The organism is Streptomyces yangpuensis (genome assembly GCF_024666385.1).
Classification (GTDB): domain Bacteria; phylum Actinomycetota; class Actinomycetes; order Streptomycetales; family Streptomycetaceae; genus Streptomyces; species Streptomyces yangpuensis.
Map to the genome: position 1 here is coordinate 6,999,809 of NZ_CP102514.1, position 26,437 is coordinate 7,026,245.

Annotated in this window: 26 protein-coding genes; 17 read left to right on the forward strand and 9 right to left on the reverse strand. The window is 73.9% G+C overall.

Annotation, left to right across the window (positions count from 1 at the left end; genetic code table 11):
- Nucleotide 1 precedes the first annotated feature (1 nt).
- The gene (locus NRK68_RS31755; RefSeq protein WP_257857471.1) at nucleotides 2–679 is read left to right on the forward strand and encodes an RNA polymerase sigma factor; all 678 of its coding nucleotides are present in this window, start codon (nucleotides 2–4) and stop codon (nucleotides 677–679) included.
- Entirely contained in the window at nucleotides 676–1,194 is a 519-nt protein-coding gene (locus NRK68_RS31760; protein ID WP_257857472.1) for a hypothetical protein, read from the forward strand. The genes NRK68_RS31755 and NRK68_RS31760 overlap by 4 nt, the downstream gene beginning before the upstream one ends.
- Nucleotides 1,195–1,250: 56 nt before the next feature.
- Here NRK68_RS31760 and NRK68_RS31765 read toward each other — a convergent pair whose 3' ends face one another.
- On the reverse strand, nucleotides 1,251–1,706 hold the full coding sequence (locus NRK68_RS31765; protein WP_183064622.1) for a MarR family winged helix-turn-helix transcriptional regulator: 456 nt from the start codon (nucleotides 1,704–1,706) through the stop codon (nucleotides 1,251–1,253).
- Between the two features lie 195 nt (nucleotides 1,707–1,901).
- Between NRK68_RS31765 and NRK68_RS31770 the strand changes: the two genes are divergently transcribed.
- The 3 genes from NRK68_RS31770 (at nucleotide 1,902) to NRK68_RS31780 (ending at nucleotide 5,289) form a co-directional block, all read left to right on the forward strand.
- Nucleotides 1,902–3,131, forward strand: a complete 1,230-nt coding sequence (locus NRK68_RS31770) for an MFS transporter (protein WP_183064623.1) — start codon at nucleotides 1,902–1,904, stop codon at nucleotides 3,129–3,131.
- 42 nt (nucleotides 3,132–3,173) lie between these two features.
- Entirely contained in the window at nucleotides 3,174–3,602 is a 429-nt protein-coding gene (locus tag NRK68_RS31775) for a GlcG/HbpS family heme-binding protein (protein WP_183064624.1), read from the forward strand.
- 61 nt (nucleotides 3,603–3,663) lie between these two features.
- Nucleotides 3,664–5,289, forward strand: a complete 1,626-nt coding sequence (locus NRK68_RS31780; protein WP_373024204.1) for a beta-N-acetylhexosaminidase — start codon at nucleotides 3,664–3,666, stop codon at nucleotides 5,287–5,289.
- Between the two features lie 87 nt (nucleotides 5,290–5,376).
- Here NRK68_RS31780 and NRK68_RS31785 read toward each other — a convergent pair whose 3' ends face one another.
- Both NRK68_RS31785 and NRK68_RS31790 read right to left on the reverse strand, forming a co-directional pair.
- Nucleotides 5,377–5,679 (reverse strand): DUF3040 domain-containing protein, encoded by a 303-nt coding sequence (locus NRK68_RS31785; RefSeq protein WP_183064625.1) that lies wholly within the window; start codon nucleotides 5,677–5,679, stop codon nucleotides 5,377–5,379.
- 118 nt (nucleotides 5,680–5,797) lie between these two features.
- The gene (locus tag NRK68_RS31790; protein WP_257857473.1) at nucleotides 5,798–6,622 is read right to left on the reverse strand and encodes an endonuclease I family protein; all 825 of its coding nucleotides are present in this window, start codon (nucleotides 6,620–6,622) and stop codon (nucleotides 5,798–5,800) included.
- Nucleotides 6,623–6,841: 219 nt separating this feature from the next.
- Here NRK68_RS31790 and NRK68_RS31795 point away from each other — a divergent pair, with 219 nt between their 5' ends.
- On the forward strand, nucleotides 6,842–7,408 hold the full coding sequence (locus NRK68_RS31795) for a DJ-1/PfpI family protein (RefSeq protein ID WP_046775862.1): 567 nt from the start codon (nucleotides 6,842–6,844) through the stop codon (nucleotides 7,406–7,408).
- 88 nt (nucleotides 7,409–7,496) lie between these two features.
- Here the strand turns inward: NRK68_RS31795 and NRK68_RS31800 are convergent, their stop codons facing one another.
- The gene (locus NRK68_RS31800) at nucleotides 7,497–8,309 is read right to left on the reverse strand and encodes a glutamate ABC transporter substrate-binding protein (protein ID WP_183064627.1); all 813 of its coding nucleotides are present in this window, start codon (nucleotides 8,307–8,309) and stop codon (nucleotides 7,497–7,499) included.
- Nucleotides 8,310–8,526: 217 nt separating this feature from the next.
- Between NRK68_RS31800 and NRK68_RS31805 the strand changes: the two genes are divergently transcribed.
- Both NRK68_RS31805 and NRK68_RS31810 read left to right on the forward strand, forming a co-directional pair.
- Complete coding sequence (locus tag NRK68_RS31805; protein WP_183064628.1) at nucleotides 8,527–9,639, forward strand: hypothetical protein; 1,113 nt, start codon at nucleotides 8,527–8,529, stop codon at nucleotides 9,637–9,639.
- Nucleotides 9,640–9,763: 124 nt separating this feature from the next.
- Nucleotides 9,764–10,315, forward strand: coding sequence for a TerD family protein (locus NRK68_RS31810; RefSeq protein ID WP_183064629.1), 552 nt, complete (start codon nucleotides 9,764–9,766; stop codon nucleotides 10,313–10,315).
- A 151-nt stretch (nucleotides 10,316–10,466) separates the two neighbouring features.
- On the opposite strand, the gene NRK68_RS31815 is transcribed toward NRK68_RS31810, so the two are convergent.
- Nucleotides 10,467–11,147: a TetR/AcrR family transcriptional regulator gene (locus NRK68_RS31815; RefSeq protein WP_257857474.1), complete on the reverse strand. Its 681-nt coding sequence runs from the start codon at nucleotides 11,145–11,147 to the stop codon at nucleotides 10,467–10,469.
- 151 nt (nucleotides 11,148–11,298) lie between these two features.
- Between NRK68_RS31815 and NRK68_RS31820 the strand changes: the two genes are divergently transcribed.
- From NRK68_RS31820 to NRK68_RS31845, 6 genes are all read left to right on the forward strand, one after another.
- Nucleotides 11,299–12,210, forward strand: coding sequence for a phosphatase PAP2 family protein (locus NRK68_RS31820; RefSeq protein ID WP_257857475.1), 912 nt, complete (start codon nucleotides 11,299–11,301; stop codon nucleotides 12,208–12,210).
- Nucleotides 12,207–13,103, forward strand: a complete 897-nt coding sequence (locus NRK68_RS31825) for a DMT family transporter (protein WP_257857476.1) — start codon at nucleotides 12,207–12,209, stop codon at nucleotides 13,101–13,103. The genes NRK68_RS31820 and NRK68_RS31825 overlap by 4 nt, the downstream gene beginning before the upstream one ends.
- A gap of 223 nt (nucleotides 13,104–13,326) precedes the next feature.
- On the forward strand, nucleotides 13,327–13,806 hold the full coding sequence (gene rraA / locus NRK68_RS31830) for a ribonuclease E activity regulator RraA (protein WP_183064633.1): 480 nt from the start codon (nucleotides 13,327–13,329) through the stop codon (nucleotides 13,804–13,806).
- 111 nt (nucleotides 13,807–13,917) lie between these two features.
- Nucleotides 13,918–15,543: a peptide-N4-asparagine amidase gene (locus tag NRK68_RS31835; protein ID WP_257857477.1), complete on the forward strand. Its 1,626-nt coding sequence runs from the start codon at nucleotides 13,918–13,920 to the stop codon at nucleotides 15,541–15,543.
- 25 nt (nucleotides 15,544–15,568) lie between these two features.
- Nucleotides 15,569–17,305 carry a serine/threonine-protein kinase gene (locus NRK68_RS31840; protein ID WP_183064635.1) on the forward strand — a complete coding sequence of 579 codons (1,737 nt, stop codon included), beginning with the start codon at nucleotides 15,569–15,571 and terminating at the stop codon, nucleotides 17,303–17,305.
- A 94-nt stretch (nucleotides 17,306–17,399) separates the two neighbouring features.
- A complete protein-coding gene (locus tag NRK68_RS31845) occupies nucleotides 17,400–18,332 on the forward strand; it encodes a squalene/phytoene synthase family protein (protein ID WP_183064636.1) in 933 nt (310 codons plus the stop codon).
- Here the strand turns inward: NRK68_RS31845 and NRK68_RS31850 are convergent.
- Both NRK68_RS31850 and NRK68_RS31855 read right to left on the reverse strand, forming a co-directional pair.
- Nucleotides 18,316–19,056, reverse strand: coding sequence for a LysM peptidoglycan-binding domain-containing protein (locus NRK68_RS31850; RefSeq protein WP_183064637.1), 741 nt, complete (start codon nucleotides 19,054–19,056; stop codon nucleotides 18,316–18,318). The two genes, NRK68_RS31845 and NRK68_RS31850, sit on opposite strands and share 17 nt — an antisense overlap.
- Before the next feature lie 392 nt (nucleotides 19,057–19,448).
- Nucleotides 19,449–20,444, reverse strand: a complete 996-nt coding sequence (locus NRK68_RS31855) for a dihydrodipicolinate synthase family protein (RefSeq protein WP_257857479.1) — start codon at nucleotides 20,442–20,444, stop codon at nucleotides 19,449–19,451.
- A gap of 71 nt (nucleotides 20,445–20,515) precedes the next feature.
- Between NRK68_RS31855 and NRK68_RS31860 the strand changes: the two genes are divergently transcribed.
- Both NRK68_RS31860 and NRK68_RS31865 read left to right on the forward strand, forming a co-directional pair.
- Nucleotides 20,516–21,499 (forward strand): LysR substrate-binding domain-containing protein, encoded by a 984-nt coding sequence (locus NRK68_RS31860; protein ID WP_257857480.1) that lies wholly within the window; start codon nucleotides 20,516–20,518, stop codon nucleotides 21,497–21,499.
- Nucleotides 21,500–21,571: 72 nt separating this feature from the next.
- Entirely contained in the window at nucleotides 21,572–22,657 is a 1,086-nt protein-coding gene (locus NRK68_RS31865) for an S-(hydroxymethyl)mycothiol dehydrogenase (RefSeq protein WP_183064640.1), read from the forward strand.
- Nucleotides 22,658–22,814: 157 nt separating this feature from the next.
- Here NRK68_RS31865 and NRK68_RS31870 read toward each other — a convergent pair whose 3' ends face one another.
- Nucleotides 22,815–23,675, reverse strand: coding sequence for a dioxygenase family protein (locus NRK68_RS31870; protein ID WP_257857481.1), 861 nt, complete (start codon nucleotides 23,673–23,675; stop codon nucleotides 22,815–22,817).
- A 39-nt stretch (nucleotides 23,676–23,714) separates the two neighbouring features.
- The gene (locus NRK68_RS31875) at nucleotides 23,715–24,683 is read right to left on the reverse strand and encodes a helix-turn-helix transcriptional regulator (RefSeq protein WP_183064642.1); all 969 of its coding nucleotides are present in this window, start codon (nucleotides 24,681–24,683) and stop codon (nucleotides 23,715–23,717) included.
- Nucleotides 24,684–25,017: 334 nt separating this feature from the next.
- Between NRK68_RS31875 and NRK68_RS31880 the strand changes: the two genes are divergently transcribed.
- Nucleotides 25,018–26,328 carry an alpha/beta fold hydrolase gene (locus NRK68_RS31880; protein ID WP_257857482.1) on the forward strand — a complete coding sequence of 437 codons (1,311 nt, stop codon included), beginning with the start codon at nucleotides 25,018–25,020 and terminating at the stop codon, nucleotides 26,326–26,328.
- Nucleotides 26,329–26,437 lie beyond the last annotated feature (109 nt).

Sequence of the window (26,437 nt, forward strand, 5' to 3'; positions counted from 1 at the left end):
CGTGCTCCACCTCGCTTCACCTGTCGGCCCCCTCACGCCCGGTCCCGTCCGGGCGTGGCGGGGCCTGTGGTCGTTGCTGCGCCGCGAACGTTCCGCCGCCCCGCGGGTGTCGCCGCGGCCGTACGGTCCGGCGTACGCCTCCTCGTACGGGACCCCGCACGCCCCCGGCCACCCGGACGGCGACGACCCGCAGCCGCCCACCGTCACCGAGCTGTACCACGCGCACCGGCTGGGCATGGTCCGGCTGGCGGTGCTGCTCGTCGACGACCTGGCCACCGCCGAGGACGTGGTCCAGGACGCCTTCACCGCCCTGTACCGGCGCCACGGGGAGCGGATCACCGAGGTCGACAACGCCCTCGGCTACCTGCGCACCTCGGTCGTCAACACCGCGCGCTCCGTCCTGCGCCGCAGGCGCACCATGCGCGCCTGGACCCCGCCCCCCGCGGTCGACCTGCCGTCCGCCGAGGACCACGTGGTCCTGGACGAGGCGCACCGCGAGGTGCTCGCCGCACTCGCCCGGCTCACACCCCGCCGCCGGCAGGTCCTCGTACTGCGCTACTGGGCCGACCTCAGCGAGGCGGAGATCGCGGCCACCCTGGGGATCAGCAGGGGAGCGGTGAAGTCCAACGCGAGCCGCGGCCTGGACGCGCTGGAACGGAATCTGGAGGGACGGATATGACGCCCGACGGCGAACGCCTCGGTGACCACCCGGGCGAGCGCCCCGTGGAGCGCAGGCTGCGCCGGGCGCTCGACGCGCGGGCCGACAGCATCGACGTGCGCCGGCTGCGCCCGGCGAGCCCGCCGGGAGCACGGGCCGGACGGCGGCCGGTGGAGAGGCTGCGGCGGTTCGCGCTGCCCCTCGCCGGTCTGGTGGCGGCCACGGCCGCCGGGATCGGATACCTGCTGTTCGCCGCGGACGCGGAGCCCGGTCCCCAGCTGCCCGCCACTCCGCCGCAGGTCACGGCCCCGGGCCCGGCCACCGGCTCACCGCCGTCGCCCTCGCCGGGGCGGCCCGGCCCGACCCCGAGCGTGGATCCGTCGTCGAGCCCGTCCGGGTTTCCGACGCCCAACCGGTCGGCGAGCCCGTCGGCGCAGGCCTCTCCCTCGCGGCCGGGATCGGTGACGCCGTCACGCAGTTCGTCCGTCACCCCGGGCGCGGCGGTCATGTCGTCCCCGCCGCCCACCGGCCGGTAGCGGACGCCGTCGTGCGGACCGGGTCCGACCGGTCCGCACGGCGCCGCCCCTGGGGCTCAGGGCCTGCGCAGGTTCTCCACGGCCACGACCAGGGGAGCCAGTTCCGGATTGCCCGCGGCCTCGTCGAGGGCCTCGCGCAGGGCGGCGTCGTTGGTGGGGCGGGCGGCGCCCAGCAGGGCCAGGCCGGCCTCGCTCACGTCGGTGTAGATGCCGCGCCGGTCGGTGTCGCAGATGTAGCGGTTGAGCAGGCCGCGGTCCTCCAGCCGGCTGACGAGCCGGGTCGTCGCGCTCTGGCTCAGCACCACCGAGTCGGCGACCTGGTGCATCCGCAGGTGCCCGCCCGGCCCGTCGTGCTGGCGGCTCAGAACGTCGAGCAGGGAGTACTCGCGCACGCTGAGGCCGTGCCCGGCCTGCAGGGCCCGTTCGATGTGGGCCTCGATCCGGCCGTGCAGGAGCGAGAGGGCGCACCAGCCCTGGGAGAGGGCGGTGAGCGCGCTGTCCGTGGCCGTCATGGGCTCCTCCGTCGAAGCGTCGCGGCATGGCGCCGCGCGGCGTGTGACCACCACCAGGATATGCCACGCCCGCAATAGCCAGCGTTTGCAAATATCCCGCGTCTGCAATTAATGTGGACGCACGTAAGCGGCGGCAGCATCGATGAGCTCGGGCCGCGGCCCCCGTACCACCACCTCCCTGAAGGGCACCCCCCCATGCCTCTCGCACTTCTCGCCCTCGCCGTCGGGGCTTTCGGGATCGGCACCACCGAATTCGTGATCATGGGCCTGCTGCCCGAGGTCGCCGCCGACTACGGCGTCTCGATCCCCACCGCCGGCTTCCTGGTCACCGGCTACGCCCTCGGCGTCGTTCTCGGCGCGCCCCTGATGACCGTGCTCGGCACCCGCATCCCCCGCAAGCGCATGCTGATGCTGCTCATGGGCCTCTTCATCGCCGGCAACGTGCTCTCCGCGCTCGCCCCCGCCTTCGGCGTCATGCTCGCCGGCCGCGTCGTCGCCTCGCTCGCCCACGGCGCCTTCTTCGGCATCGGCGCGGTCGTCGCCGCAGAGCTCGTCGCCCCGGAGAAGAAGGCCGGCGCCATCGCCATGATGTTCACCGGCCTGACCGTGGCCAACGTCGTCGGCGTCCCCCTCGGCACCCTCGTCGGACAGACCCTCGGCTGGCGCGTCACCTTCCTGATCGTCGCCGCGCTCGGCGTCGCCGGCCTCCTCGGCATCGCCCGCCTCGTCCCCGAGCTGCCCCGGCCCGCGGGCGGCGTGCGCATCCGCAGCGAACTCGCCGCCTTCCGCAACGTCCAGGTGCTGCTCGCGATGGCGATGACCGTCCTCGGCTTCGGCGGCGTCTTCGCGGCGATCACCTACATCACGCCGATGATGACCGACGTCGCCGGATTCGCGGACTCCTCCGTCACCTGGCTGCTCGTCCTCTTCGGCCTCGGCATGGTCGCCGGCAACCTCATCGGCGGCCGCTACGCCGACCGCGCCCTGATGCCCATGCTCTACGTGTCCCTGGCCGCCCTCGCGGTCACCCTCGCCGTCTTCACCCTCACCGCCCACAGCAAGGCCGGCGCCGCCGTCACCGTCGTCCTGATCGGCGCCCTCGGCTTCGCGACCGTGCCCCCGCTCCAGAAGCGCGTCCTCGACCAGGCCGCCGGGGCGCCCACCCTGGCCTCCGCCGTCAACATCGGCGCCTTCAACCTCGGCAACGCCCTCGCCGCCTGGCTCGGCGGCCTCGTGATCGCCGCCGGCCTCGGCTGGACCGCCCCCAACTGGGTCGGCGCCGCGCTCGCCGCCTCGGCCCTGGTGCTGGCCCTCGTCTCCGGCGCGCTGGAACGCCGTACGGCCGGACGCGCCGCCCCCGCCGGCCGGGTGGTCGCCGCCGCCGGAGCCCGCGCGACGACCGCCGCCGCACCCGCCCACCACTGACCTCCTCCTCCCCGTACACCCCCCACGCCAGGAGAAACCCGTATGTCCACCGCCATCCGCACCGCCGTCGTCCCCCTGAACACCGAGGACGCCGAGCTGCTCGTCGCCGTCGCCACGTCCGCCGCCGAGGCGGCCGGAGCCACCGTCAGCGTCACCGTCCTCGACGCCGGCGGCCACCTGCTGGCCTTCCGCCGTGACGACCGGGCCGTACTCATCTCCGGCGAGACCAGCACCCGCAAGGCCTACACGGCCCTGCAGCTGAACGCGCCCACCGCCGACCTGGTCGACGCGGTCCGGCCCGAGGGGCCCTTCCACACCCTGCCCACGGCCCTCGACCGCCCCCTGCTGTTCATCGCGGGCGGCCTCCCCGTCCACCGCGACGGCCGCCTCATCGGCGCCGTGGGCGTCGGCGGCGGCGCCCCCGAGCAGGACCACGCGTTTGCCACCGCCGCCCTCGACGCCCTGGTCTGAGCCCCGCCGGGTCGCGCGCCCGTGTCCCCCGTGCCACGTTGGGTACGGGGGACACGGGCACATGATGCGGAAAACGAAGCGGCACAGGAGGGTCCACACCATCGCGACGGCAGGTGTCGCCGCGCTGGTCACCCTTGCCCTACCCGGCTGCACGGCCGCCTCCGACGAGGTGCGCGCCCCCGCCCCCACGACCCCGGCCGCCTCCGGCCCCACCACCGCCCCGGCCGCGGCGGCCCCCACCCCGCCGGCGCCGTCCCCCAGCCACGCCCTGTCCACCGCCCCGCGCACCATCCCGGCCGTACGGGAACACGAACCGGCCCGCGGCCCCGGCTGGAAGCCCGCCCCCCAGGCACGGGTGGTCGTCGCCAAGGACGACACCGCCGCCCTCTCCGACGAGGCCCGGCTGCTCGCCGGGGAACTGGGCCTCCAGTACGGCGAGGCTGCGGCCCCCCGCGCGGGCGACGTGGAGCTCTCGGTGGAGGGCACGGGCAAGCCCGAGTCGTACACCCTCACCATCAAGGACGGCCGCGTCCGCATCAACGGCCCCGACGAGGCCGGCGTCTTCTACGGCACCCGCACCCTCAAACAGGCCGTACGCGCCTCCGGCTCGGCCCCCGAGGGCACCGTGCGCGACGCCCCGGCCAAACCCCAGCGCGGCCTCAACCTCGACATAGCGCGCAAGCACTTCACACCCGACTGGATCAAGAACCGGCTGCGCGAGATGGCCGACCTCAAGCTCAACCAGCTCGGCCTGCACTTCTCCGACGACCAGGCCTTCCGGATCCAGTCCGACAGCCACCCCGAGATCGTCTCCACACCGCACCTCACCAAGGCGCAGGTACGCGACATCACGGCGCTCGCCTCCCGGCTGCACATCACCGTGGTCCCGGAGATCGACTCGCCCGGGCACCTCGGCGCCGTGCTGCGCGCCCACCCCGACCTGCAACTGCGGGACGTGAACGGCAGGGCCGTCAAGGGCGCGGTGGACATATCCAAGCCGGCCTCGGCCAAGCTGATCGACGACCTGCTGCGCGAGTACCGGCCGCTCTTCCCCGGCGGGGCCTGGCACCTCGGCGCCGACGAGTACCAGGCACTGGTCGTCCGCGACCCGCAGGCCTCCTTCCCCCAGCTCGCCCGGGCGGCCCAGGAGCGCTACGGACCCTCCGCGCGCGTGCAGGATCTGGCCACGGGCTGGCTGAACGACCGAGCCGACGTGGTCCGCCCTTCGGGGAAGGCGCTCAAGGCGTGGAACGACGGCTTCTTCGCCGGCGGGGTGACCGACGCGGCCAAGGACATCCAGGTCGAGTACTGGACCGGCAAGGAGATAGGCGCCCGTCCGCCGCTGGAGTACCTGCGCGAAGGCCGCAGGCTCGTGAACCTCAACGACGAGTACCTGTACTACGTGCTCGGCGAGCCGAACCAGTTCACCTACCCCACCGGCCGGCGGATCTACGAGCAGTGGACCCCGCTGGTCCTGCGCGGCACCACCCCCGTGCCCGCCTCCTACGACGGCCAGATCCTCGGCGGCCGCCTCGCCGTCTGGGCCGACCTGTCCGGCGCACAGACCCAGGACCAGGTGGCGGCCGGCATTCGGATGCCGCTGGCCGCGCTCTCGCAGAAGGTCTGGGACGCGCGGACGCCCCAGATGTCCTGGGCCGACTTCCAGGCCCTGGCCGGACGTCTCTGAGCCCACGGTTCTGAGCCCACGGTTCTGCCGGTTCTGAACTCCCGGTTCTGAGCTCTGACTCCCGCCCAGCCCTCCGCGCTCCTGCGCTCAGCCCTCCCGGTGCCGCCCGGGCCGTCCGAGGCCGGCGGCCCACCGGACGGCCTGCGGGAGCGCCGTGGCCACCGTCAGCGTCAAGGCGGCCGCGCAGCCCCAGAGCAGGGGCTCGGAGACGGTGGCCGAAGCCGCGGTGAACAGCCCCACCGTCACCACGCCCCACACCCAGGCCCAGGCGGCGCGCCGACGCCGGCGCCCCGACCGCAGCATGCGGTCGAGGGCGCGGTCGGTCCTCAGCTCTGCCTCGATCGCGGAGAGGACGCGCTGCTCGCGATCGGAAAGGCCGGCTCCGTCCATCACGGGACACCTCCGCGGGCTGCCGCCGCCGGGCGCGGACCGCGCAGCCTGTGGCCTGCGAAATACCCGGCCTGACGCGCGTCAACCCCCGGAGCCCGACCAGGGCCGCCGTCCGGCGTCACCAGATGGCGTCGACCCACTCCGGGTGGTCGATGAACGGGTTGCGGTTGTGCTGGTACGTGTCGAATATGACCTGGTTGCGGCGCTGCTCGAAGGCGTCCGGCGGGTCCGTCCGGTTCCACTGCTTCAGGAGGCTGATCCTGCCGAACAGCGGGGCCGAGCCGTTGTTGACCTTGTCGTTCATCTCCAGGTCCGCGAAGCCGTCGCCGCCGTCGTAGCGGACGGCCATGTAGAGCAGCATGCGCGCGACGTCGCCCTTGACCGCGTCCCGCGGCTCGAAGGAGTCGGCGTCGGTCCGGCTGCCCGGTGCCTCGGAAACGGGGCTGCCGCCCAGGTCGAAGTCCTTGTTGCCGCGGGTGCTGTTGACGGTGACGTCCTCGGGCCGCAGGTGGTGCAGGTCGGTGCCCGGGCCGGTGGCGGTACCGAAGTCGCCGTGGCTCTTGGCCCAGACGTGCTCACGGTTCCAGTCGTTGGCCCCGCCGCCGTTCGTCGCCTTCGACTGCGAGCGGCCGGAGTAGACGAGGATGACGTTGTTCGGGTTCGCGGGGTCCTGGTCGGTCACCTTCAGGGCGTTCCAGACGCCGTCGTAGGACACCTTGGACTGCGACTTGATGATGTCGTGCAGGGCCGTCTTCAGCGCGGCCCCGGTCTTGCCCTCGGCGGGCGCGTAGTACGCGTCGTACGAGGCGGCCGCGGCCGGGGCAGCCGCGGGGAGCCGGGGCGCCGCCGTGTCCTGCCGGGCGGCGGACGCGGCCGCCGGCACGGCGAACAGGGAGACGGCGGCGAGTCCGGCCGCCCAGGGGGTCAGGCGCGAGATTCTCATCGGGTGGGGGGTACCTCTCCGTACGCACCGTCCCCGCCCGGGGAATTGGCGGGGGATCAGGTGGCGGAACGAGGATTACATTGTCATGTGCCCATCAGGCAAAAAACATGTGTCGGGGACGTGGAAGCCAGGGTGTGCGACCCGATGGCCGCGGGCAGGGTAGCGATGGCCCCCCGAGGGGGCCGCCCCGACCGTGAACGGCCTTGTCTGGAGCAGCCCATGGCAGTGAAGATCCTCATCGTGACCGGTGACGCGGCCGAGTCGCTGGAGGTGCTGTATCCGTACCAGCGTCTGCGCGAGGAGGGGTACGAGGTCCACATCGCGGCGCCGCAGGTGAAGAAGCTGCGGTTCGTGGTCCACGACTTCGAGGAGGGATTCGACACCTACACCGAGAAGCCGGGCTACACCTGGCCGGCCGATCTGGCCTTCACGGACGTGGTCACGGAGGACTACGCGGCCCTCGTCGTCCCGGGCGGCCGGGCGCCGGAGTACCTGCGCAACGACCCCGAGGTGCGGCGGATCCTGGCCGCCTTCGCCGAAGCGGACAAGCCGATCGCGCAGATCTGCCACGGCCCGCTGATCACCGCCGCGGCCGGGAGCCTGGCCGGGCGCAAGGTGACCGCGTACCCGGCGCTGGAGCTGGACATGAAGGCCGCGGGCGCCGAGTTCGAGGACTCCGAGACGGTGGTCGACGGCACCCTGGTCTCGGCCAGGGCGTGGCCCGACCACTCGCGCTGGATGCGGGAGTTCCTGACCGTACTGCGCGGCAAGGCCCCCGTGGTCTGACCGGCGCGCCCCGGGTCCTCCGCCGGGCGGGAACGCGCGGGTGGCCGTGACCCTTCCCGAGGGGTCACGGCCACCCGTCCCGGGCGCGTCAGCTGCCGGTGGTGATCGCCGGCGCCGGGTCGTACTTGTAGTTCGGGCCGAAGTTCTTCTTCACGGCCGCTTCCCAGGACCCGTCCTGGACCATCTTCTTCAGCGCGTCGTTGATCTTGCGCTGGAGTTCCTTCTCGCCCTTCTTGACGCCGATGCCGTAGTTCTCGTTGCTGAGGCTCTGGCCGGTCAGCTTGAACTTGCCCTCGTTCCCCTTGCGGGCGGCGTACCCGGCCAGGATCGCGTTGTCCGTGGTCATGGCGTCGACGCGGCCCTCCTGAAGGGCGACGACGCAGTCCGAGTACGCGCCGAGCTCGAGCAGGGCCGCCTTGGGGGCGAGGTTCTTCTTGAGGTTCTCGGCGGACGTGGAACCCGAGACCGAGCACATCGTCTTGGAGTTGAGGTCCTCGGCCTTGGTGATGGAGGTGTCGTCGGCGCGGGTCAGCAGGTCCTGGTGGGCCACGAAATACGGGCCGGCGAAGTCGACCTTCTCCTTGCGCTTCTCGTTGATCGAGTAGCTCGCGACGACGAATTCGACCTCGTTGTACTGCAGCAGCAGTTCGCGGTCGTTGCTGAGGACCTGCTTGAACTCGATCTGCTCCGGCTTGTAGCCGAGCTCCTTGGCCACGTAGGTGGCGACATCCACGTCGAAACCGGAGAAAACGCCGCCGGTCTCCCGCATACCGATACCCGGCTGGTCGAACTTGATACCGATGGGAAGGGTCCCCTGGTCCTCTTCTCCACCGCCGCACCCGGTGGCGGTCAGGGCGAGGGCGATCACTGCGGCGACCGCGCCGGCCTGGGGAACCTTCATGCTTGCACTCTTTCCTGGGGGAACGCGGGACGCGTCACCGGGATCGCCGGGCGTGTGGAACCGCGGGAACGTACGACACGTCGAGACATGTGTACGAGGAAGCTAGGAAGAGGGCGCCCTTAGCGTCACTACATTTGAGCGAAACTTGAGGATAACGATCCGGCACGACCGTAAATTCTTCGGGGAAACCGGGTCTGACCAGCAGAAAGGGGCGGGTGTGGGAACAGGTTCGGTACGGGTGGACGGAAATGCGCTGCTTTTGGGAGAAGGGGTGCAGATCCGATTCATACGGACCCTGCGTCTGCCCGAATCCGGAACGCATGCGCTGCCGCCCGGGCTGGGGGAATTCCCCCTGCGCAGGGTCGAGGACCACCCGGACACGGTTCCCCCGGAGTGGCTGGCGAAGGGCGGCGTGATGCTGCCGGTGTACCTGCGAGAGGCGATGTGGCTGAGCTTCGGCGGGACCCGGACGCCCGCCGCGCTCCAGGTCGGCGTCGGCAAGGTGTGCGCCGTCTCCGGCGAGCGCTGGAGCGGTCGTCTGGCGCGCAGCCCGCAGAACTACGTGGTGCTGCCCCGGCAGCCCTGGCTGGACGGGATCAATTCCGGGGACGGGACGGTGCGCCAGTTCGTCGCCGTGCCCCTGGGGCTCGGTGCCACGGTCGAGGGACAGGTCACGGGGGAGGAGACCACCGGCGGCGTGCAACTCCAGGCGTTCGAGCTGGGCCGCGAGGCGCTGGCGCAGTGGCACCGTGCCGAACGGGCGCGCCTGACGCCGCCCCCGGCGCCGGCCGGCGGCACGGGGCTCTACGGGGGCCCGCCCGTGCAGGCCCCCACGGGCGGGGCCTTCGGCGGCCCGGTCCCGGCGCCGATGATGGCTCCGCCCGCGCCCGCGGGGGCGCCCCGCTCGGCCCGACCGGGCAGCAGGTCGGGCCCGCCCGCGGCTCCCGCGATGGGGCTCGGCGTCGGCGGCAGCATGCACCAGGAGGTTTACCGGGACGAGCGCCCGCTCTCCGACTGGGCCGACGAGCCCGCCGCCCGGGTCTTCGTACACCTGGTGCCGCCGCCCGCGTGGCGCCAGATCACCGGGGAGGAGGCTCCGCCCTCGCCGGTGGACCGGGCCGCCTACACCAAGGCGGGGCTGCCCTGGTTCGACTACTACGACGAGTCGGCCACCGATCTGGCCCCGACCGACGCCCTGAGCGGGGTCAAGCCGGTGGGGGAGTGGCTCGGTGACGACCACGACCCGTGGGTGGAGCCCGCTCCCGGCCAGGTCAAGCCGCTCGGGAACGCCCCGAGGCCGGGCAGGCCCGTACAGGACGGGGACTGGTAGCCGACGCGAGGCGCCGACGCGGCCGGATCGGCCCGACTGGCCGGGAACGTACGGTCGTTCGGGCCGGGAGGGGGCGTCCATGGGATCATGGGCGGGCAATACCCGCAGACGAAGGGGGAGTTCGGTGACCGGTGTACGCAAGGGACTGGCCAAGGTGGAGGTCGCGCTGCGGTGGGACCCCAGCCCGGCCGGCACCCCCGCGAACGACCTCGACATCGTCGCCGCGGTGTACGCGGCCGCCGATCCGCATGGTGCTCCCGTCCAGCTCGTCCACTTCGGCAGCCGCTCGCCGGACGGGACCATCACCCTCAACCGGGACAGCCACACCGGTCAGGGCTTCGGCTTCGACGAGGTGATGACCGTCGAACTGCACCGGATGGCGGCGGACAAGGGCCGTGTGGTGATCGGCGTGGTCATCCAGGACTCCGGCGCGGGAACGGGCCGGGGCGCGGAGGGCGTGAAGACCTTCGCCGATGTCGCGGGCACGGGGTTCCGGATCCGGGAGGGGTACACCGACCTCGCCCAGGGCGACTTCGCGGGCGTGTCCGGCGCCAGCGCCGCCACCGTCGCCGAGTTCACCAGGGACGCCTCGGGCGCCTGGTCGTTCGACCTGCGGCTGGAGGGCTTCGACGCGGACCCGGAGGAGTTCACCCGGGCCATGGGCGGGGTCCGCTGAATGCGGCGGACTTCGCCGGCGGGCCGCTCAGAGCGGGCGGCGGTCACTCGGGTGAGTGGCCGCCGCCCGGTCCGGGTGGCGCGCTGCCGCCGTCCCCACGAGGCAGCGCGGGCGGGCCGCCGTCAGGTCACCGGGACGACGGGCCGCCGGTTCAGGGGGTCCGGCCCGCCGCCGGGCGGGCGGGACGGTCGGGTGCCGGGCGGGCGGGACGGTCGGGTGCCGGGCGGGCGGGACGGTCGGGTGCGAGACCCAGGGACGGGAGCATGACCGCCTCCACGAACCGGATCAGGTAGTCGGCGTCCGCGTACCGCCCCTCCAGTACGGGCCGGATGCGGAGCACGCCCATCAGCTGGGCCGGCAGGAACTCCACGGCGGGATGGTCCGCGGCGATCTCGCCGCGTGCCACGGCCCGCCCGACCATCGCGTCGAAGGCGGCCAGTTCGGGTTCGACCAGTGCCTCGCGCAGGGCGGACTGGAGTGCCTCGTCGCTCAGGACGGCATGTCCGAGGGCCTGCGTCAGCCGGGTGTCCCGGCCGGAGGTGCCGGCCGCGATCCGGGCCGCCTCGCGCAGGTCGCCCGCCAGGCTCCCGGTGTCCACGGCGGCCAGGGTGCCCCGACGGCCGGAGCGCAGCGCGGCGGCCACCAGCTGGGGCTTGGTCCGCCACTGCCGGTAGAGCGTGGACTTCCCGCAGCTGGCCCGAGCGGCGATGCCCTCCATGGTCAGGGCCTCGTAGCCGTGCTCACGGAGCTGCTCCAGGACGGCGTCGTAGAACTCCTGCTCCCGCTCCGGGGTGATCTTGGAGCGGCGCGCGGGGGTCGGCGTCGACGTCATGGGTTGCGGCTCTCCTCGGGGCGCCTCGGTGCGGGGTTCCGCTTCGAAGTGTACGGGAACGCTACCGTATCGGTACACCAGCGTATCGATACGCCAATGTATCGATACACTGGCGTGTCGCTGTGCGCGCAACAGGAAGAGAGACCGGGGGATGACCTCCCACACCACGCCTGCCGGGCCGGCGGGCGGACCGAGAGCCGCTCGCCGGCGCCTCATACGCGAGCTGCTGCTCGTCGTGGGCTTCTTCGCCGTCTACAAGGCGGGCCGGCTGCTCTCGACCGACCGCACCGCAGAGGCCTTCCGCAACGCGGACCGGATCTGGGACGCCGAGCGCGCCCTGCACCTGCCCGGCGAGGGCGCGGTCCAGCGGCTGCTGCTGCACGGGGACGTGCTCGTGACCACCGCGAACACCTACTACGCGGGCGTCCACTTCCCGGCCACCGCACTTTTCCTGATCTGGCTCTACATCCGCCGCCCCGCCCATTACCTGTGGACCCGCCGGGTGCTCGCGGTGCTGACCGGAGCCGCGCTCGTCCTGCACCTCGCCCATCCCCTCGCGCCCCCGCGGATGCTGCCCGTCGCCCGGCTCGTCGACACCGGACAGGTCTACGGGCCCACCGTGTACCGGGCCGCGCCGGACACCGACACCCTGGCCAACCAGTTCGCCGCGATGCCCTCCCTGCACTTCGGCTGGGCGCTGATGCTCGCCGTCGGCATGATCGTCGCGACCCGCGGGAGCAAGGGCGGCAAGGGCGGCAAGGGCGGGAAGGGTTCGCCCTGGCGGCTGCTGTGGCTGCTGCACCCGGTGGTGACCCTCCTGGTGATAGTCGGCACGGCCAACCACTACTGGCTCGACGCGATCGTCGCCGCCGCCCTGCTCGGGATCGCCCTGCTGCTGGTCCCGCGGCCGCGCGCTGCGAGCGACCCGGACGGGACGGACGCCGGCAGGGACCTCGGCGCGGACGCGGATGGCGGCGCGAAGGGCGGAGAGAACGCGGAGGGGGCCGTACCCGCGTTCCCGCGCCCGAAGAGCGCCGCCGCGGCCGTGGGAGCCGGGAAGTGAACGACACCGTCCTGGCCGTCGGCCTCTGCCTCGCATCGGCCGTGGCCTACGCGGCCGGCGCCGTCGCCCAGGAACGGCTCGCCCGCGCCGGCGTCGCGCGCAGTGCCGGGGCGCTGCTGGGTTCCGGCGTCTGGTGGTGGTCGGCCGGGCTGAACGCGGCCGCGGCCCTGCTGCACGCGGCGGCCCTGCGCTACGGGCCCCTCACCCTGGTGCAGCCGCTCGGCGCGCTCACCCTGGTGGCCGCCGTCCCGATGGGGGCGCGCCGGGCCGGGCGGCGCGTGGCGGCCACCGAGTGGCGCGGCACCCTCGCCACCGTCGCGGGGCTCGGCCTCCTGCTGCTCCCGGCCTCCGGGCCCGCTCCCGACGACACCCTCACGCTGACCGAGGCGCTCGCCGTCTCCGGGGCGACCGCCGCGGTGATCCTCTTCCTGACCGCGGTCCGGGACCCGGGCTCGGGGCTGCGGCACGCCACGGCCTCCGGGCTGGCGTCCGCGGTGGCCTCCGCGCTGACCCAGACCGTGGCCGTCGCGGGCGGCCGCGGAGGATCCCTGCTCAGCGTCCGGGTCGTCGCCGTGGCCCTGCTCGTCGTGGTGTTCGCGGTCGGCGGGATGCTCCTGTCGCAGCGCGCCTACCGGGGCGGCGGGCTCGGCGCCCCGCTCGCCGTGGTCAACCTGGCCAACCCCCTCGCCGCGGCCGCCATCGGCGCGGTCCTGCTCGGCGAACGCCTCCAGGGCGGGCCGGCGGGGCTGGTGCTGGCGGGAGCCGGGGCGCTCGTGGCGGCGCGCGGCGTGGTCCTGCTGACCCGGGCGCCTGCCGCGCCGACGGGCGCCGCGCCGGCCCGCGTACCGGCCGCCGCCGAACTGGCCGTGCCCAGTGGCCGGGTGCCCGTCTGAGCCGGGGAGCACGCGGCACCGTACGGAAACGTTCCACCGCCACCGCCACCGCCACGGCTTCCGCCACGGCCACCGCCACCGCTTCCGCGCGGCACCGGCCCGTCGGGATCCGGCCGTTGTCCGGGCCGGCCCCCGCCCCCGCCGCCCCCCGGAACCGGGCCCACTACCCTGGCCGCACGGCGCGACGTACGAGAAAAACGAACAGCGAGGAACCGGTACCGAGATGAGCATCACCCCCGTCCCCACCGCCGACCTGTACGACGAGCACGGCGAAGCCCTCGACATCTGCACCACCGACTTCCGGCAGTTCGGCGGCCGCAGGCTCTTCGCCGGCCCCGTGCGGACCGTCCGCTGCGACGAGGACAACGCCCTGCTCCGCGAGCTCCTGCACACGCCGGGCGCGGGCGCGGTCCTCGTCGTGGACGGCGGCGGTTCGCCGCGCACCGCGCTGGTCGGCGACCTCATCGCCGGCGCGGCCGAACGCAACGGCTGGGCGGGCCTGATCATCAACGGCTCGGTGCGCGACAGTGTCGCCCTCGGCGGCCTCGACCTCGGGGTGAAGGCCCTGGGCACGGTCCCCCGCAAGAGCGGCAAGACCGGCGCCGGCGCCGTGGACGAGCCCGTCACCATCGGCGGGGTCACCTTCCGGGCCGGCGACACCGTCCACGCGGACGACGACGGCGTGGTCGTGCTGCGCGGCTGACGTCGGCCCCGGCGTCCTGCCGCGGCCGACGGCCGGAACCGGCCGGAACCGGCCAGGTCCGGCCCACCCGCCCTGGCCGCAGCCCGGCGCCCCGGGTTTCACTGCCGGTCCATGAGACGACACAGGATCACGGGCCTGCTCGGCGCGCTCGTGCTGGCCGCCGGCGCCCTGGCCGCCACGGGACCCGCGCACGGCCTGCCCCGCGCCGACCCGCCGCCGCCCGCCGAGTTCGGCACCGACTGGCACGACCCCCTCACCGCCGCGCCACCCGTCGCCCGGCCCGCGACCCGCTCCTGCCAGGTGACGCTCGCGCAGGCGCAGTTCCGCGACTTCACCCCCTACCGCGGCACGTACACGCCCCCCACCGGCTGCGGCGCGGCCGACTGGTCCGTGGTGGTGCTCCGCCTCGAGGGCAAGGTCAAGGGCCGCCAGTACGACCGCCTCGGCCACCTCTCCCTGGGCGGCGTGGAGATCCTGCGCACCTCCACGCCCCAGCCCTCGCCCGACGGCATCACCTGGTCCGTCGAGAAGGACGTCACCCGGTACCGCGACACCCTCGCCCGCCCGCAGCCCGTCGAGATGCTCATCGGCAACGTCGTCGACGACACCTACACCGGCGTCATCGACGTCACGGTGACCCTCACCTTCCACGCCGCCGATCCCCGCACTCCCGTGCCCGACACCCCCGACCGCGTCCTGCCCCTCACCGCCCCCACGATCACCACCCCCCGCAACACCGAACGGCTGCTGGCCGAGGTGTACGCCACCGGCTCCGGCGGCGGCTGCGAGGAGTACTGGTACCTGACCACCCCCGCCGGAGCCCCGTACTCCTGCACGGCGGACGGCGGCCCGCACCGCGAGGTCCGCATCTCGGTCGACGGCCGGCTCGCCGGCATCGCCGCGCCCTTCCCCACCGTCTGGACCGGTGGCTGGTCCAACCCCTTCCTCTGGTACGTCACGCCCGGCCCGCGGGCCTTCGACGTCCAGCCGGTCCGCTACGACCTCACACCCTTCGCCGCCCTCCTCAACGACGGCCGCCCGCACCGCATCGAGGTGACCGTCGCCGGGCTGCCCGCCGGACAGAGCGGCTGGAGCACCCCCACCAACCTGCTGCTGTGGCAGGACGAGGCCCGGCAGGTCGTCACGGGCGCCCTGACCCGGCACGAGGAGAACGCCCCGGCGGGTCACTCCCGCTGGACGCCCGCCGGACCCGGCGAACAGCACCGGGTGGACACCGGGGGCGACCACCGGCTGACCGTCGCCGGGTACCTGAACACCTCCCGCGGCCGGGTGGCCACCACCGTCACCCGCTCCGTGCACCTCACATCCGCCCACCGATGGACCGAGGGCGAGAGCCATGACGCGCTGAACGCGACCTGGACCGACCGGGAGAGCGTGACGCACGGCCCGACGACCGTCCGGACCGACCGCACCTACACGATGGACGGCGAGACCACCCTCGGCGCCGGCGACCGCCTGCGCACCGTACTGTCCCTGGGCGACCGCGCGGACACCGTCACCCTGCGCGGCGGCCGGACCGTCGACGTCTCCCGGCTCGACGACCGGTACACGGGCGACGCCACCTACACCGCGAACGTCCCGCGCGACCAGCGCCACGCGGTCGCCACCACCTCCGCCCGCCACCGGGTGTACGGGTCACAGGCACCCGGCGGGTGCTACGACCGCACCGTGGACACCGTCCAGGGCACCGTGACGGTGGACCGCCGCCGCTGCTGACACCGGCGCCCCCTACGATTCCGCCATGGACACGAGTGAGGCCGGCAGACAGCTGATCGACGGGCGCTTCGAACTGGTTGCGCCCCTGGGCAGCGGCGGCATGGGTACCGTTTGGCGGGCGCGCGACATCGCCCTGCACCGAGAGGTCGCGCTCAAGGAAGTGCGCCCGCCCGACCCGGCGACCGCCGCCGCCCAGCCCGGGCTGGCCGATCAGATGCGCGAGCGCGCCGTCCGCGAGGCCCGCGCGCTCGCCCGCCTCGCCCACCCCCACGTCGTGACCATCCACCACATCGTCGAACCGGCGGACGGCGCGGAGGGCCACCCCTGGATCGTCATGGAGATGGTCAAGGGCGGATCCCTGCACGACCGGCTGGAGTCGGGCCCGATGCCGCCCGCGGAAGCGGTGCGGCTCGGCCTCGACGTCCTGTCCGCGCTGCGCGCCGCCCACGCCGAGGGCGTCCTGCACCGCGACGTGAAGCCGGCCAACGTGCTGCTGCGCCAGGACGGCTCCGCGGTGCTCACCGACTTCGGCATCGCCGCCCTGCACGACTCCACCGGACTCACCGCCACCGGCGTGCTGATCGGCTCGCCCGAGTACATCGCGCCCGAGCGGGTCCGCGGGGAGGAGGGGCTGGCCGCCTCCGACCTGTGGTCGCTGGGCATGCTCCTGTACGTGGCCGCGGAGGGGGTCAGCCCGCTGCGCCGGGCCACCAGCCTGGCCACGGTCGTCGCCGTGCTCGACGAGCCGATCCCCGCCCCGGTGCGCTCCGGCCCGCTGGGGCCCGTACTGGAACGGCTCCTGGTGCGGGACCCGGCCGTACGCCCCGACGGCGCACAGCTGGAACAGCTGCTCCGGGAGGCGAGCGCCGCTCTCGGTTCCGGCGGCGGCCACGGTGCGGGCCCCGGCTCGTCCGGTCCCGCGCCGGTCACCCCGCCGGCCGCCGCCGCCGCGTCCGTGGCCGCCCCGGCCGTCGGCTCCCCGTCCGTGCCCGGCCCGTACGGGCAGTTCGGTCCGTACGCGCCGAACAGCAGCCCGAACACCCCGCCGCCGTACGGCTCCGGCGCCTCCCCGTACGCGGCGCCCACCCGGCCCGTCCCGGTGGGGTCCGCCCCGGGCCGGCGCCCCGTCCTGATCGGCGCCGCGCTCACCGCGGTCCTGGCGGCCGGTGTGTTCGGCATCGTCCAGCTGCTGCCCGACGGGAACGCCGGCGACGACAAGGCGAAGGGCGGCGACACCACCTCCTCGGCCGCCCCGCCCGTGCGGACGGCCTCCTCGGCCCCGGCCCCCAGGGCGAGCGCGCAGAAGGCGGACGCGCCCAAGGGCAGCATGATGACGCCGGAGAACGTCCGCACCGCCCTGGAGGCGTTCAAGAAGGAGACGGGGACGACCACCTTCGTCGACATGACGCTCTACGACGGCTACATCCTCGCCTCCATCCCCACCGCCGCCGGCGCCGAGACCGTCGACTCCTGGCAGTACCGGGACGGCGCCGCCTCGCGCACGGGACCGGACGGCACGGTCGAGGAGGGGGAGCCGCTGATCGACATGGCCACGGTCAACTGGGATGCGCTGCCCGGCATGCTGGAACAGTCCAAGAAGGACCTGAAGGTCGAGAAGCCGACCTCGCGCCACGTCATCGTCGACCCCTGGATGATGGACCAGGTCCCCTCGATCCGCACCTACCTCAGTGACGAGTACGGCCGCGGCGGTTATGTCCTGTGGAAGACCGACGGGAGCCTGAGGAAGGTCACCGCCACCTGATCCCGGGCCCTCACCGCCCCGCACCGGGCCCGCACCGGCCCGCACCGGCCCGTACCGGACCCCGCCCATGCGTACTTCGAGGAGCACGACCACCATGCCCAGCTGGCGCACCACCCTCACGACGGCCGGGATATCCGGCACCCGGCTGCGGGAGGACTACACCCACGCCGCCCGCCGGGTGCTCCGCCGTGAACCCGCGCCGTACCTCGCGCTGCGGCTGCTGGCCGCGCCGCCCCTCGTGCCGTACCTCGCCGCCGGCCTGGCCTTCATGAACCTGGTCGACGACGTGGCCGAGACCGGCACCCCGCAGCAACGGGCCGCGGGTCTCGCCGCGTTGACCGAGCGCGTCGGGACCGCCCTGAAGTCCGGGGACAGCCCCGACCCCGTGGTGCGGGCCTACGCCCACGCCGTGGACTCCCGGGGCCTGCCCGGGCACTGGGTGACCCGGTTCCTCGCGGGCGCCGCCACGGCGGAGGCCGGCTTCGACGGCTTCGCCGACGAGGCCGGCTTCCAGGCCTACCTCGACGCGTACGCCTGGCCCGGGGTGCTGGTCTTCACCGGACTGCAGTACCAGGGCGGCCCGGATCCCGAACAGGCCGCCGGCTGGCGGCGGTTCGTCGACGCGGCCCAGCGCGTCGACTTCCTCGCCGACCTGCACGGCGACCTCGCCGACGGCCGGCTCTGCATCCCGCTCGCCCGCCTGGACGAGCACTCCGTGACCCGGGCCGACCTGGAACGGGCGCGCGACACCCCTGCCGTGCGCGCCCTCCTCGCGGCCGAGAGCCGGCGGGCCCGCGCCGCACTCGACGCCACCCACGGCATCCTCGACCTCGCCGAGCCGGGCCTGCGCCCCGTCATCGCCACCATGGCGGACCTCATGGCCCACCAGCTGACGGCCGTCGAGCGGGCCGGGGCCGGCGCCCTGCGCCGGGACGTCGGGTACGGTCTCGCGGCGCCCCTGCGGATCCTCCTCCGCGCCGCGGCCTCCCGGAAGGCGTCCCGGCGCCCGACTAGTACGCGCCGTTGACGTTGTCGATCGACCCGTAGCGGGCGGCCGCGTAGTTGCAGGCCGCGGTGATGTTGGCCACCGGGTCGTAGGAGTCCGTCGAAGTGCCCGGTACGTGATAGGCCTTGAAGGTCGGGTCGATGACCTGGAGCAGCCCCTTGGAGGGGATTCCGTTACGGGCGTTGATGTCCCAGAGGTTGATCGCCCTGGGGTTGCCCGAGGACTCCCGCATCACGTTGCGGTGAATTCCGTTGTAGGTGCCGGGAATACCGTGCTTGGCCATCACGTCGAGGGACTCGCGGATCCACCCGTCGAGATTGTTCGCGTACGAGGCGGCCGACTTGGCGGCCTTCACGGCGGGCTTGGCGGCCGTGGCGGCCTTCACCTGGGTGCCGATGTTCAGTTTGATGCCGGGCCGGATGACCGAGGGGTTGTCGCCGACCACGGCACGGTTCGCCTCGTAGAGCTGCTTCCATCCGCCACTGACGGAGTGGTCCGCGGCGATCTCCGAAAGGGTGTCGCCCACGACCACGGAATACGTGGTGGGAGGGGCCGTCGCCACGTTGACGGCGGTGGTGGCCGCGGTGACGGCGGTCACCGCCGCCGGTGCGCCCGTCCCGGCCGCGCCTGCGGTGGTCGCGCTGATCAGCGGGAGCGTGAGAGCCGCGCCACCTGTGCCGGCGAGAGCCAGCTTACGGGTGATCGGGTTCTGCTTCGGCCGACGGTGCTTACCCTTTGCAGGCATGGCGGAATTCCTCACGTGGGGGGACGGAGACCCGGGTGGCGGGGCCGCATTCGGCCGCCTGGCCATCTGGAGTGAGGTGACCGTAGGTGAGCCCGCCGGGCGGGAACAAGCCCCGAATTCCACCGATAGATCGACATCCCGCAATCCGCCCCGGAAATGACCTTGTGGACATCTCGCCGAAAAGGCCGATTCCCTTTCCGGTAAAAGGGAATCGGCCTCGTGCGGGAAATGATGTTGAGGGGTCCCGCGTGACTGACGTCACGAGGCGGGGGCTCGGGGGTCAATAGGGGCAACTCCGGTACCTGATGGGCTCATTCGGGCGACTCGCACGTAGAGGTCAAATCGCCCATCCAGGACTCTTTCCGGCGTGCATTTCCTCCCCGTACGGTCCCCTACGCCGGGAAGGCCTCGCGGAGCGCCGCCAGCCGCTCCAGTACGGCCGCCACCGCCGCCTTCGAGGCCGGCAGCAGCGGAAGGCGCACATCAGGGGTCGGGATCCGCCCCTGGGCGTGGAGGACGCCCTTCACCACGGCCGGATTGGGCTCGGCGAAAACCGCCGCCGCCAGTCCGGCCAGCGCGTGCCCCAGCGCCCGGGCGCGCACCGCGTCCCCCGCCCGCCAGGCCGCCGCCAGCTCGGCGAACCGTTCCGTCGCCAGGTGCGCCGAGGCCAGGATCCCGCCCGACGCACCCAGCGCCAGCATCGGCGACAGGTACACGTCGTCCCCGGTCAGCACATGGAAGCCGGCCGGCAGGTCGCCGAGCAGCTCCACCGCGTCCTGGTCGAGCCCGCCGGAGGAGTACTTCACCCCCACGACCCCTGACAGCGAACCGAGGGCCCGCAGCGCGCCGGCGTCCAGAGGCTGCCCCGTGCGGTGGGGGACGTGATAGACGATCAGCGGTACCGGGCTCACCCCGGCCAGCCGCTCGAAGTGCGCCGCCACGCCCGCAGCCGAGGGCCGTACGAACGACGGAACGGTGACCAGTGCCGCCCCCACCTGCGGCCACCGCGTCAGCCGGGCCAGCGAGACCTCCGCGGCCCGGGTGCCGGCCGCCCCCGCGCCGACGGTCAGCGCGGCGCCCCGTTCCCGGCAGACCCGGGCGCACACGTCGGTGACGAGGTCGCGCTCCGCCTCGTCGAGGCAGGCCGCCTCTCCGGTGGTGCCGAGGGCGACGATCCCGGTGGCGCCCGCGTCGAGCACCTCGTGGGCGAGCGCCTCCAGTGCCCCGGCGGCGATCTCCCCGGTGGGCGCGTACGGGGTGACCAGCGGTATGTGGATGCCGTGGAGCGGGGGCGTCCCCGCAGGGTCCTCCGTGATGTTCCCTGTCGTGTCCTGTGTCGTGCCGCGTGCCGTGTCCTGTGCCGTGCCGCGTGCCGTGTCCTGTGCCATGAGGACGAGCCTCACCCACTCCGAGCGCCGAATCCAGTTCATGTTTCTTACCCAACCCGTAAGCTGAGCCGATGCTCGATGTACGACGCCTGCGCCTGCTGCGCGAACTCGCCCACCGCGGCACGATCGCCGCAGTGGCCGAAGCGCTCTCCTTCAGCCCTTCGGCGGTGTCCCAGCAGCTCGGCGTGCTGGAGCGGGAGGCCGGCCTGCCCCTGCTGGAGCGCACCGGGCGACGGGTCCGGCTCACCCCGGCCGGGGAGAACCTGGTCCGCCACGCGGAGGCGGTACTGGAGCGGCTGGAGCAGGCCGACGCGGACCTCGCCGAGGCCCGCGGAGGCCTTTCCGGGGCCCTGCGGATCGGCGCCTTCCCGACCGCCACCCGCACGATCGTCCCGGCCGCCCTGGTGGCCCTGGCCCGGCGCCACCCGGGGCTGGAGCCGATGGTCTGCGAGACCGACCCGGCGGCGGTCGCCCACGCCCTGCGGGCCGGGGACCTCGACGTCGCACTCGTCCACGCGTACGACTTCGTACCCGCCGAGCGCGAGCCCGGACTGACCACCGAGCCCCTGTACGGCGAGGCGATGTACCTGGCCGAGCCCGCGCGAGGAGCGTCCGCTGCGGCCGGAGCGCCCGGGGCACCCGGACCCTCCGAAGCGCCCGGCGCGGAGGCCGGCCCGCCGCCCGACCAGGGCGCGGCCCTGCGCGCGCACGCCGCATCACCGTGGATCACCGCCACGCCCGGCACCCTCTGCCACACCATGACGGTCCGGGCCTGCCAGGCCGCCGGATTCACGCCCCGGGTCCGCCACCGGATGGACGACTTCGGCGCCGTGCTCGCGCTGGTCGCGGCGGGCCAGGGCGTGGCCGTCGTTCCCCAGCTCGGTGCCACGGTGCCCGCCGACCCCGCCGTGCGCCTCACCCGGCTCGTGATGCAGCGGCGCACCGGCCTGGCCTTCCGCAGCGGGGCCGGTGCCCATCCGGCCGTGGCCGCCTTCGGCGCGGCACTTCGCGCCGCCGTACCGCCGGATCTGGCCGGGTCGCGCGCCGAAGCGTGACACAACTCCCTTACCGGGCGCCGTCCGTGTACGTTCGTTGATCCAGACCGATCGAACAGAACGGGGTACGACGTGACACATCGCGTACGAGGGGTCATCGCCCGGAGCAAGGGCGCACCGGTGGAGACGACGACGATCCTCGTGCCCGACCCGGGACCGGGCGAGGCCCTCGTCCGGGTGCAGGCCTGCGGGGTCTGCCACACCGACCTGCACTACCGCGAAGGCGGGATCAACGACGAGTTCCCCTTCCTGCTCGGCCACGAGGCCGCCGGAATCGTCGAGTCCGTCGGCGCGGACGTCACCTCCGTGGCCCCGGGCGACTTCGTGGTCCTCAACTGGCGTGCGGTGTGCGGGAACTGCCGGGCCTGCAAGCGCGGACGCCCCTGGTACTGCTTCGCCACGCACAACGCCACCCAGCCCATGACGCTGGAGGACGGCACCCCGCTCTCCCCGGCCCTCGGTATCGGCGCCTTCGCCGAGAAGACCCTGGTCGCGGCCGGTCAGTGCACCAAGGTGGACCCGTCCGCGGCTCCCGCCGCCGCCGGACTCCTCGGCTGCGGGGTGATGGCCGGCCTCGGCGCGGCCCTGAACACCGGCAATGTCGGGCGGGGCGACTCCGTCGCCGTCATCGGCTGCGGAGGAGTGGGCAACGCGGCCGTGGCCGGTGCCAGGCTCGCGGGCGCCTCGAAGGTCATCGCGGTGGACCTGGACGACCGGAAGCTGGAATGGGCGCGCGGCCTCGGCGCGACGCACACCGTCAACGGCCGCACCGAGGACGTCGTCAAGGCGATCCAGGGTCTCACCGGCGGCAACGGTGCCGACGTCGTCATCGACGCCGTGGGCCGCCCGGAGACCTACCAGCAGGCCTTCTACGCACGCGACCTCGCCGGGACGGTGGTCCTGGTCGGCGTGCCGACCCCGGAGATGAAGCTCGAACTTCCCCTCCTGGACGTCTTCGGCCGCGGCGGCGCCCTGAAGTCGTCCTGGTACGGCGACTGCCTGCCCGAGCGGGACTTCCCCCTGCTGATCGACCTCTATCTGCAGGGCCGGCTCGACCTGGACGCCTTCGTTTCGGAGACCATCCCTCTCGACGGCGTCGAGGAGGCCTTCGCCCGGATGGAGCGCGGCGAGGTGCTCCGCTCGGTCGTCGAGTTCTGACGCAGCCCCGCAGCCCCGAAGCCCCGCAGGCCCGAAGCCCCGCAGCCCCGAGGGCCCGAAGGCCCGCAGCCCCGAGGGCCCGCAGCCCCGAAGGCCCGCAGGCCCCGGTCCGGTCCGGTTCGCTCCGCCCGGTCCGGGGCCCGTGCGGCCCGAGGGGTCAGGCCGCCCGCCACAGCGCCGGTACGGACGGGGGCTCCCAGCCCCGCTGCGCCGTGTGCGGCTGGAGGCAGACGTAGCCGCGGCCGCCGTAGACGACCCGCTCGCCCGCCCGGTACGCGGTCCCCGCCGTCCAGGCGCCGCCCGGCGGAGGCGTGCCGGTCGGCGTGGGACCCGGGCCGGGCTCCTGGGGAAGATCCAGGACGAAGTCGAAGGCCGCCTCCCGCCCGCCACCGCCGTCCCGCACGGCCATCAGCAGCCGGGCGTCGAAGATCGCGTCGGTGTTGTTGCGCGGCTCGTTCGGGAAGTACAGCTGTGTCGTCAGCACCGGACGGCCCGGCGCCTGCACCTTGACGTGGATGTGCCGGGTGCGGCCGGGGTAGAGCCCCGGGACGATCGTGGTGAGCGCGAAGGAGCCGCGCGAGTCGGTGTACTGGTGGCCCCGCAGCCGGTAGCGGACGTTGTCGTAGGCGCCGTTCGCGTCGGCCTGCCAGAAGTCCAGCAGGGCGCCCGTCACCGGCAGGCAGGCCCGGCCGAAGACATAACCCGTCACCGTCAGCCGCGTGCCGGGCATACCGGGCTCCAGCAGGCTGGTGCGTTCGGGCGAGGCGGGCTTGAAGTAGGGGCCCTCGGTCTGCTCGGGGGTGGGGTGGTCGCCGTCGTCGCACGCCGGGGTCAGCGGTACGGGCCCGGCGTCCGGGGTGAAGGTACGGGCCAGGGCCGGGCCGCCGATGAGGGCGACGGGGACCGCCGCGGTGGCCGCGAGGGCCGCGCGCAGCACCGCCTTGCGGGTGATGCGGCGGGGCCGTTCGGGGTCCGCGGGGTGTAACGCGTCGTCGCTGTCCCTGCCCGGATCGCGCATGCCTGCCTCCTTGGTGGACTGGTGGATTCGGCATCGAACCTAGGCGGACGCCCCGCTCGTATCGATGGACGGGAGACGGCTGCTGTGGTGCTTTCGGAACTCGCCCGGGCTGGTGCCCGTCTCCCGCCGGAAGAACCGGCAGAAGTACGCGGGGTCGGCGAATCCGACGCGGGCGGCGACCTGCCGTACCGGCAGTTCCGTATGCGCGAGCAGGCGCTGTGCCTGGTACGCACGGGCCTCGTTCAGCAATCGGCCGGGGCTGCGGCCGGTGGCCGCGCGGACGGTCCGGGTGAGGTGGCCCGGCGTCACCCCGAGCCGCTCGGCGCACTCGCGCACCGACCAGGCGACAGGCCGGGCCGCCAGCCGGACGAACGCCTCCGCCACCGTCGGGGGAGTGCCGGGAGCCGCGGGGCCGCGGAGCCGGGCCGGTTCGCCGGGCCCGCCGGGGCGGCCGCCGCCGGGGGCCGGGAGCCGTGCCATGCGGACGACGAGTACGTGCAGCAGGGCGCGCAGCACGCTCTCGTGGCCGGGGGCCCGCTGCCGGCACTCGGCGGTCAGGTCGGCCATCAGCCGTGCGGTGCCCTCGTGTTCGGCCTCGCTCAGGTCGAACCAGCAGGTGTCCCCGATCCGCCGCAGGAGCGCACGGTCGCCGGGATGGTCCACCAGGAAGTCCTCGGTGAACAGTGCGAGGGTGCCGTCGAGACCACGCTGGTCCCGCCAGTAGTGGACCTGCCCGGGCAGCACCACGGCCAGCTGGCGCGGCCGTACGGGGTGCCCGGCGAGATCGACGACGTGGGTGCCGGACCCCGCGGCGATGTGGACGATCTCGTAGAAGGTGTGGCGGTGCGGGCGGTCGGACCGCGACAGCGGCCCCAGCTCGTCGAAGGGTCCGGCGGCGAACGGCACCGCGCCCGGCCCCCCGGCCAGCTCCAGGCGGTGCAGGGGTGGCTCCCCGGGGCGCGGCGGCGCCGGGCAGGGCGTTCCCGGTGCGACGGTGGTGTTCCGCATCGTTCCCCCAAGCAGGTCCAGACCAACGGCGTTGTCACGATCCCCGCGTCGAAGGCCCCGCGAAACCCGGCCGGAGGAATTCACCGGGTCCCGACGTTCCGACGTCCCGCTGGCCGGAAGGCACGTCGGGCCCGGCCCGCTGGAGCACCCCGCGAGCCGGAGCGCCCCGCGAGCTGGAGCGCCCCGGCGGCCGGAGCACCCCGACAGCCGGGGTGCCCTGGCAGCCCGGGCGCCCGGGCCCACCTCTTAGACTCGGGCGGACCGCCGCGTCCGCCCGCGCCCCACCCGGCCGCGGCGCGGGCCTTCCGTACCTCGCACCCCTGGGGGCCGTTCCGTGACCGTCGTCCACAGCTACCGTCAGCCCGGCACGGTCCTCACCGACCACCGGTTCTCCGTGCCCCTGGACCACGCGCACCCGGACGGCGAGCGGATCGAGCTGTACGGCCGCGAGGTCGTCGCCACCGGCAAGGACCCGGAGACCCTGCCCTGGCTGCTGTACCTGGAGGGCGGCCCCGGCTTCGGCGCCCGCCGCTTCGTCGGCCGGCAGGCCTGGCTGGAGCGCGCCCTGCAGGACTACCGGGTACTGCTGCTGGACCAGCGCGGCACCGGCCGGTCCACCCCCGCGAACCGGCAGACGCTGCCCCTGCGCGGCACCCCCGCCCAGCAGGCCGCGTACCTCGCCCACTTCCGCGCCGACTCCATCGTGCGCGACGCGGAGGCGATCCGGCCCGGGCTGACCGGCGGCGCCCCCTGGACCGTGCTCGGCCAGAGCTTCGGCGGCTTCTGCACGGTCCGGTATCTCTCCAGCGCCCCCGAGGGACTCACCGCCGCCCTGATCACCGGCGGCCTCCCGACGCTGACCGCCACCGCGGACGAGGTGTACCGGGCCGCCTACCCCCGCATGGAGCGCAAGAACCTGGCCCACTACGCCCGTTACCCCATGGACGTCGAGCGGGCCCGCCGGATCGCCGCCCACCTCGCGGAGCAGCCGGCCGAACTGCCCGGCGGGCACGTCCTGACGGTCGAGGCCTTCCAGTCCCTCGGCATCCTCCTCGGCGGCGGCGACGGCAGCCACCAGCTGCACTACCTGCTGGAGGACGCCTTCGTACCGGCCCCCGGCGGACCGGCCCTCTCCGACGCCTTCCTGGAGGGCGCCCGCGCCCTCCTCTCCTTCGCCGGACACCCCCTCTACGCGCTGGTCCACGAGGCGATCTACGCCCAGGACCCGGCCGCGCCCACCGCATGGGCGGCCGACCGCGTGCGCGCGGAACACGCCCGCTTCGACGCCCGCAAGGCCCTCGCGGGCGACGAGCCCCTGCTCTTCACCGGCGAGACCATCCACCCCTGGCACTTCACCACCGACCCGGCCCTCGCTCCGCTGCGCGAGACCGCCGACCTCCTGGCCGCCCGTACCGGATGGCAGCCGCTCTACGACCCGGAGCGGCTCGCGGCCAACGAGGTCCCGGTGGCGGCCGCGGTCTACCACGACGACATGTACGTGGACGTGGAGGACTCCCTGCGCACGGCCCGCGCCATCCGCGGCCTGCGCACCTGGGTGACGGACGAGTTCGAGCACGACGGCCTGCGCGCGGGCGGCCCCCGCGTCCTGGACCGCCTGCTGGCCCTCGTACGTGACGAGGCCTGACCGACGTCCTCGCAGGTCACCGGGGCTATGAGGGCCTCGAATAATCGTTCTCGCAGAAGTTGATCACATGGTTAGGGTGGCTCTCGACCCCGAGAAACCGACCCATGTG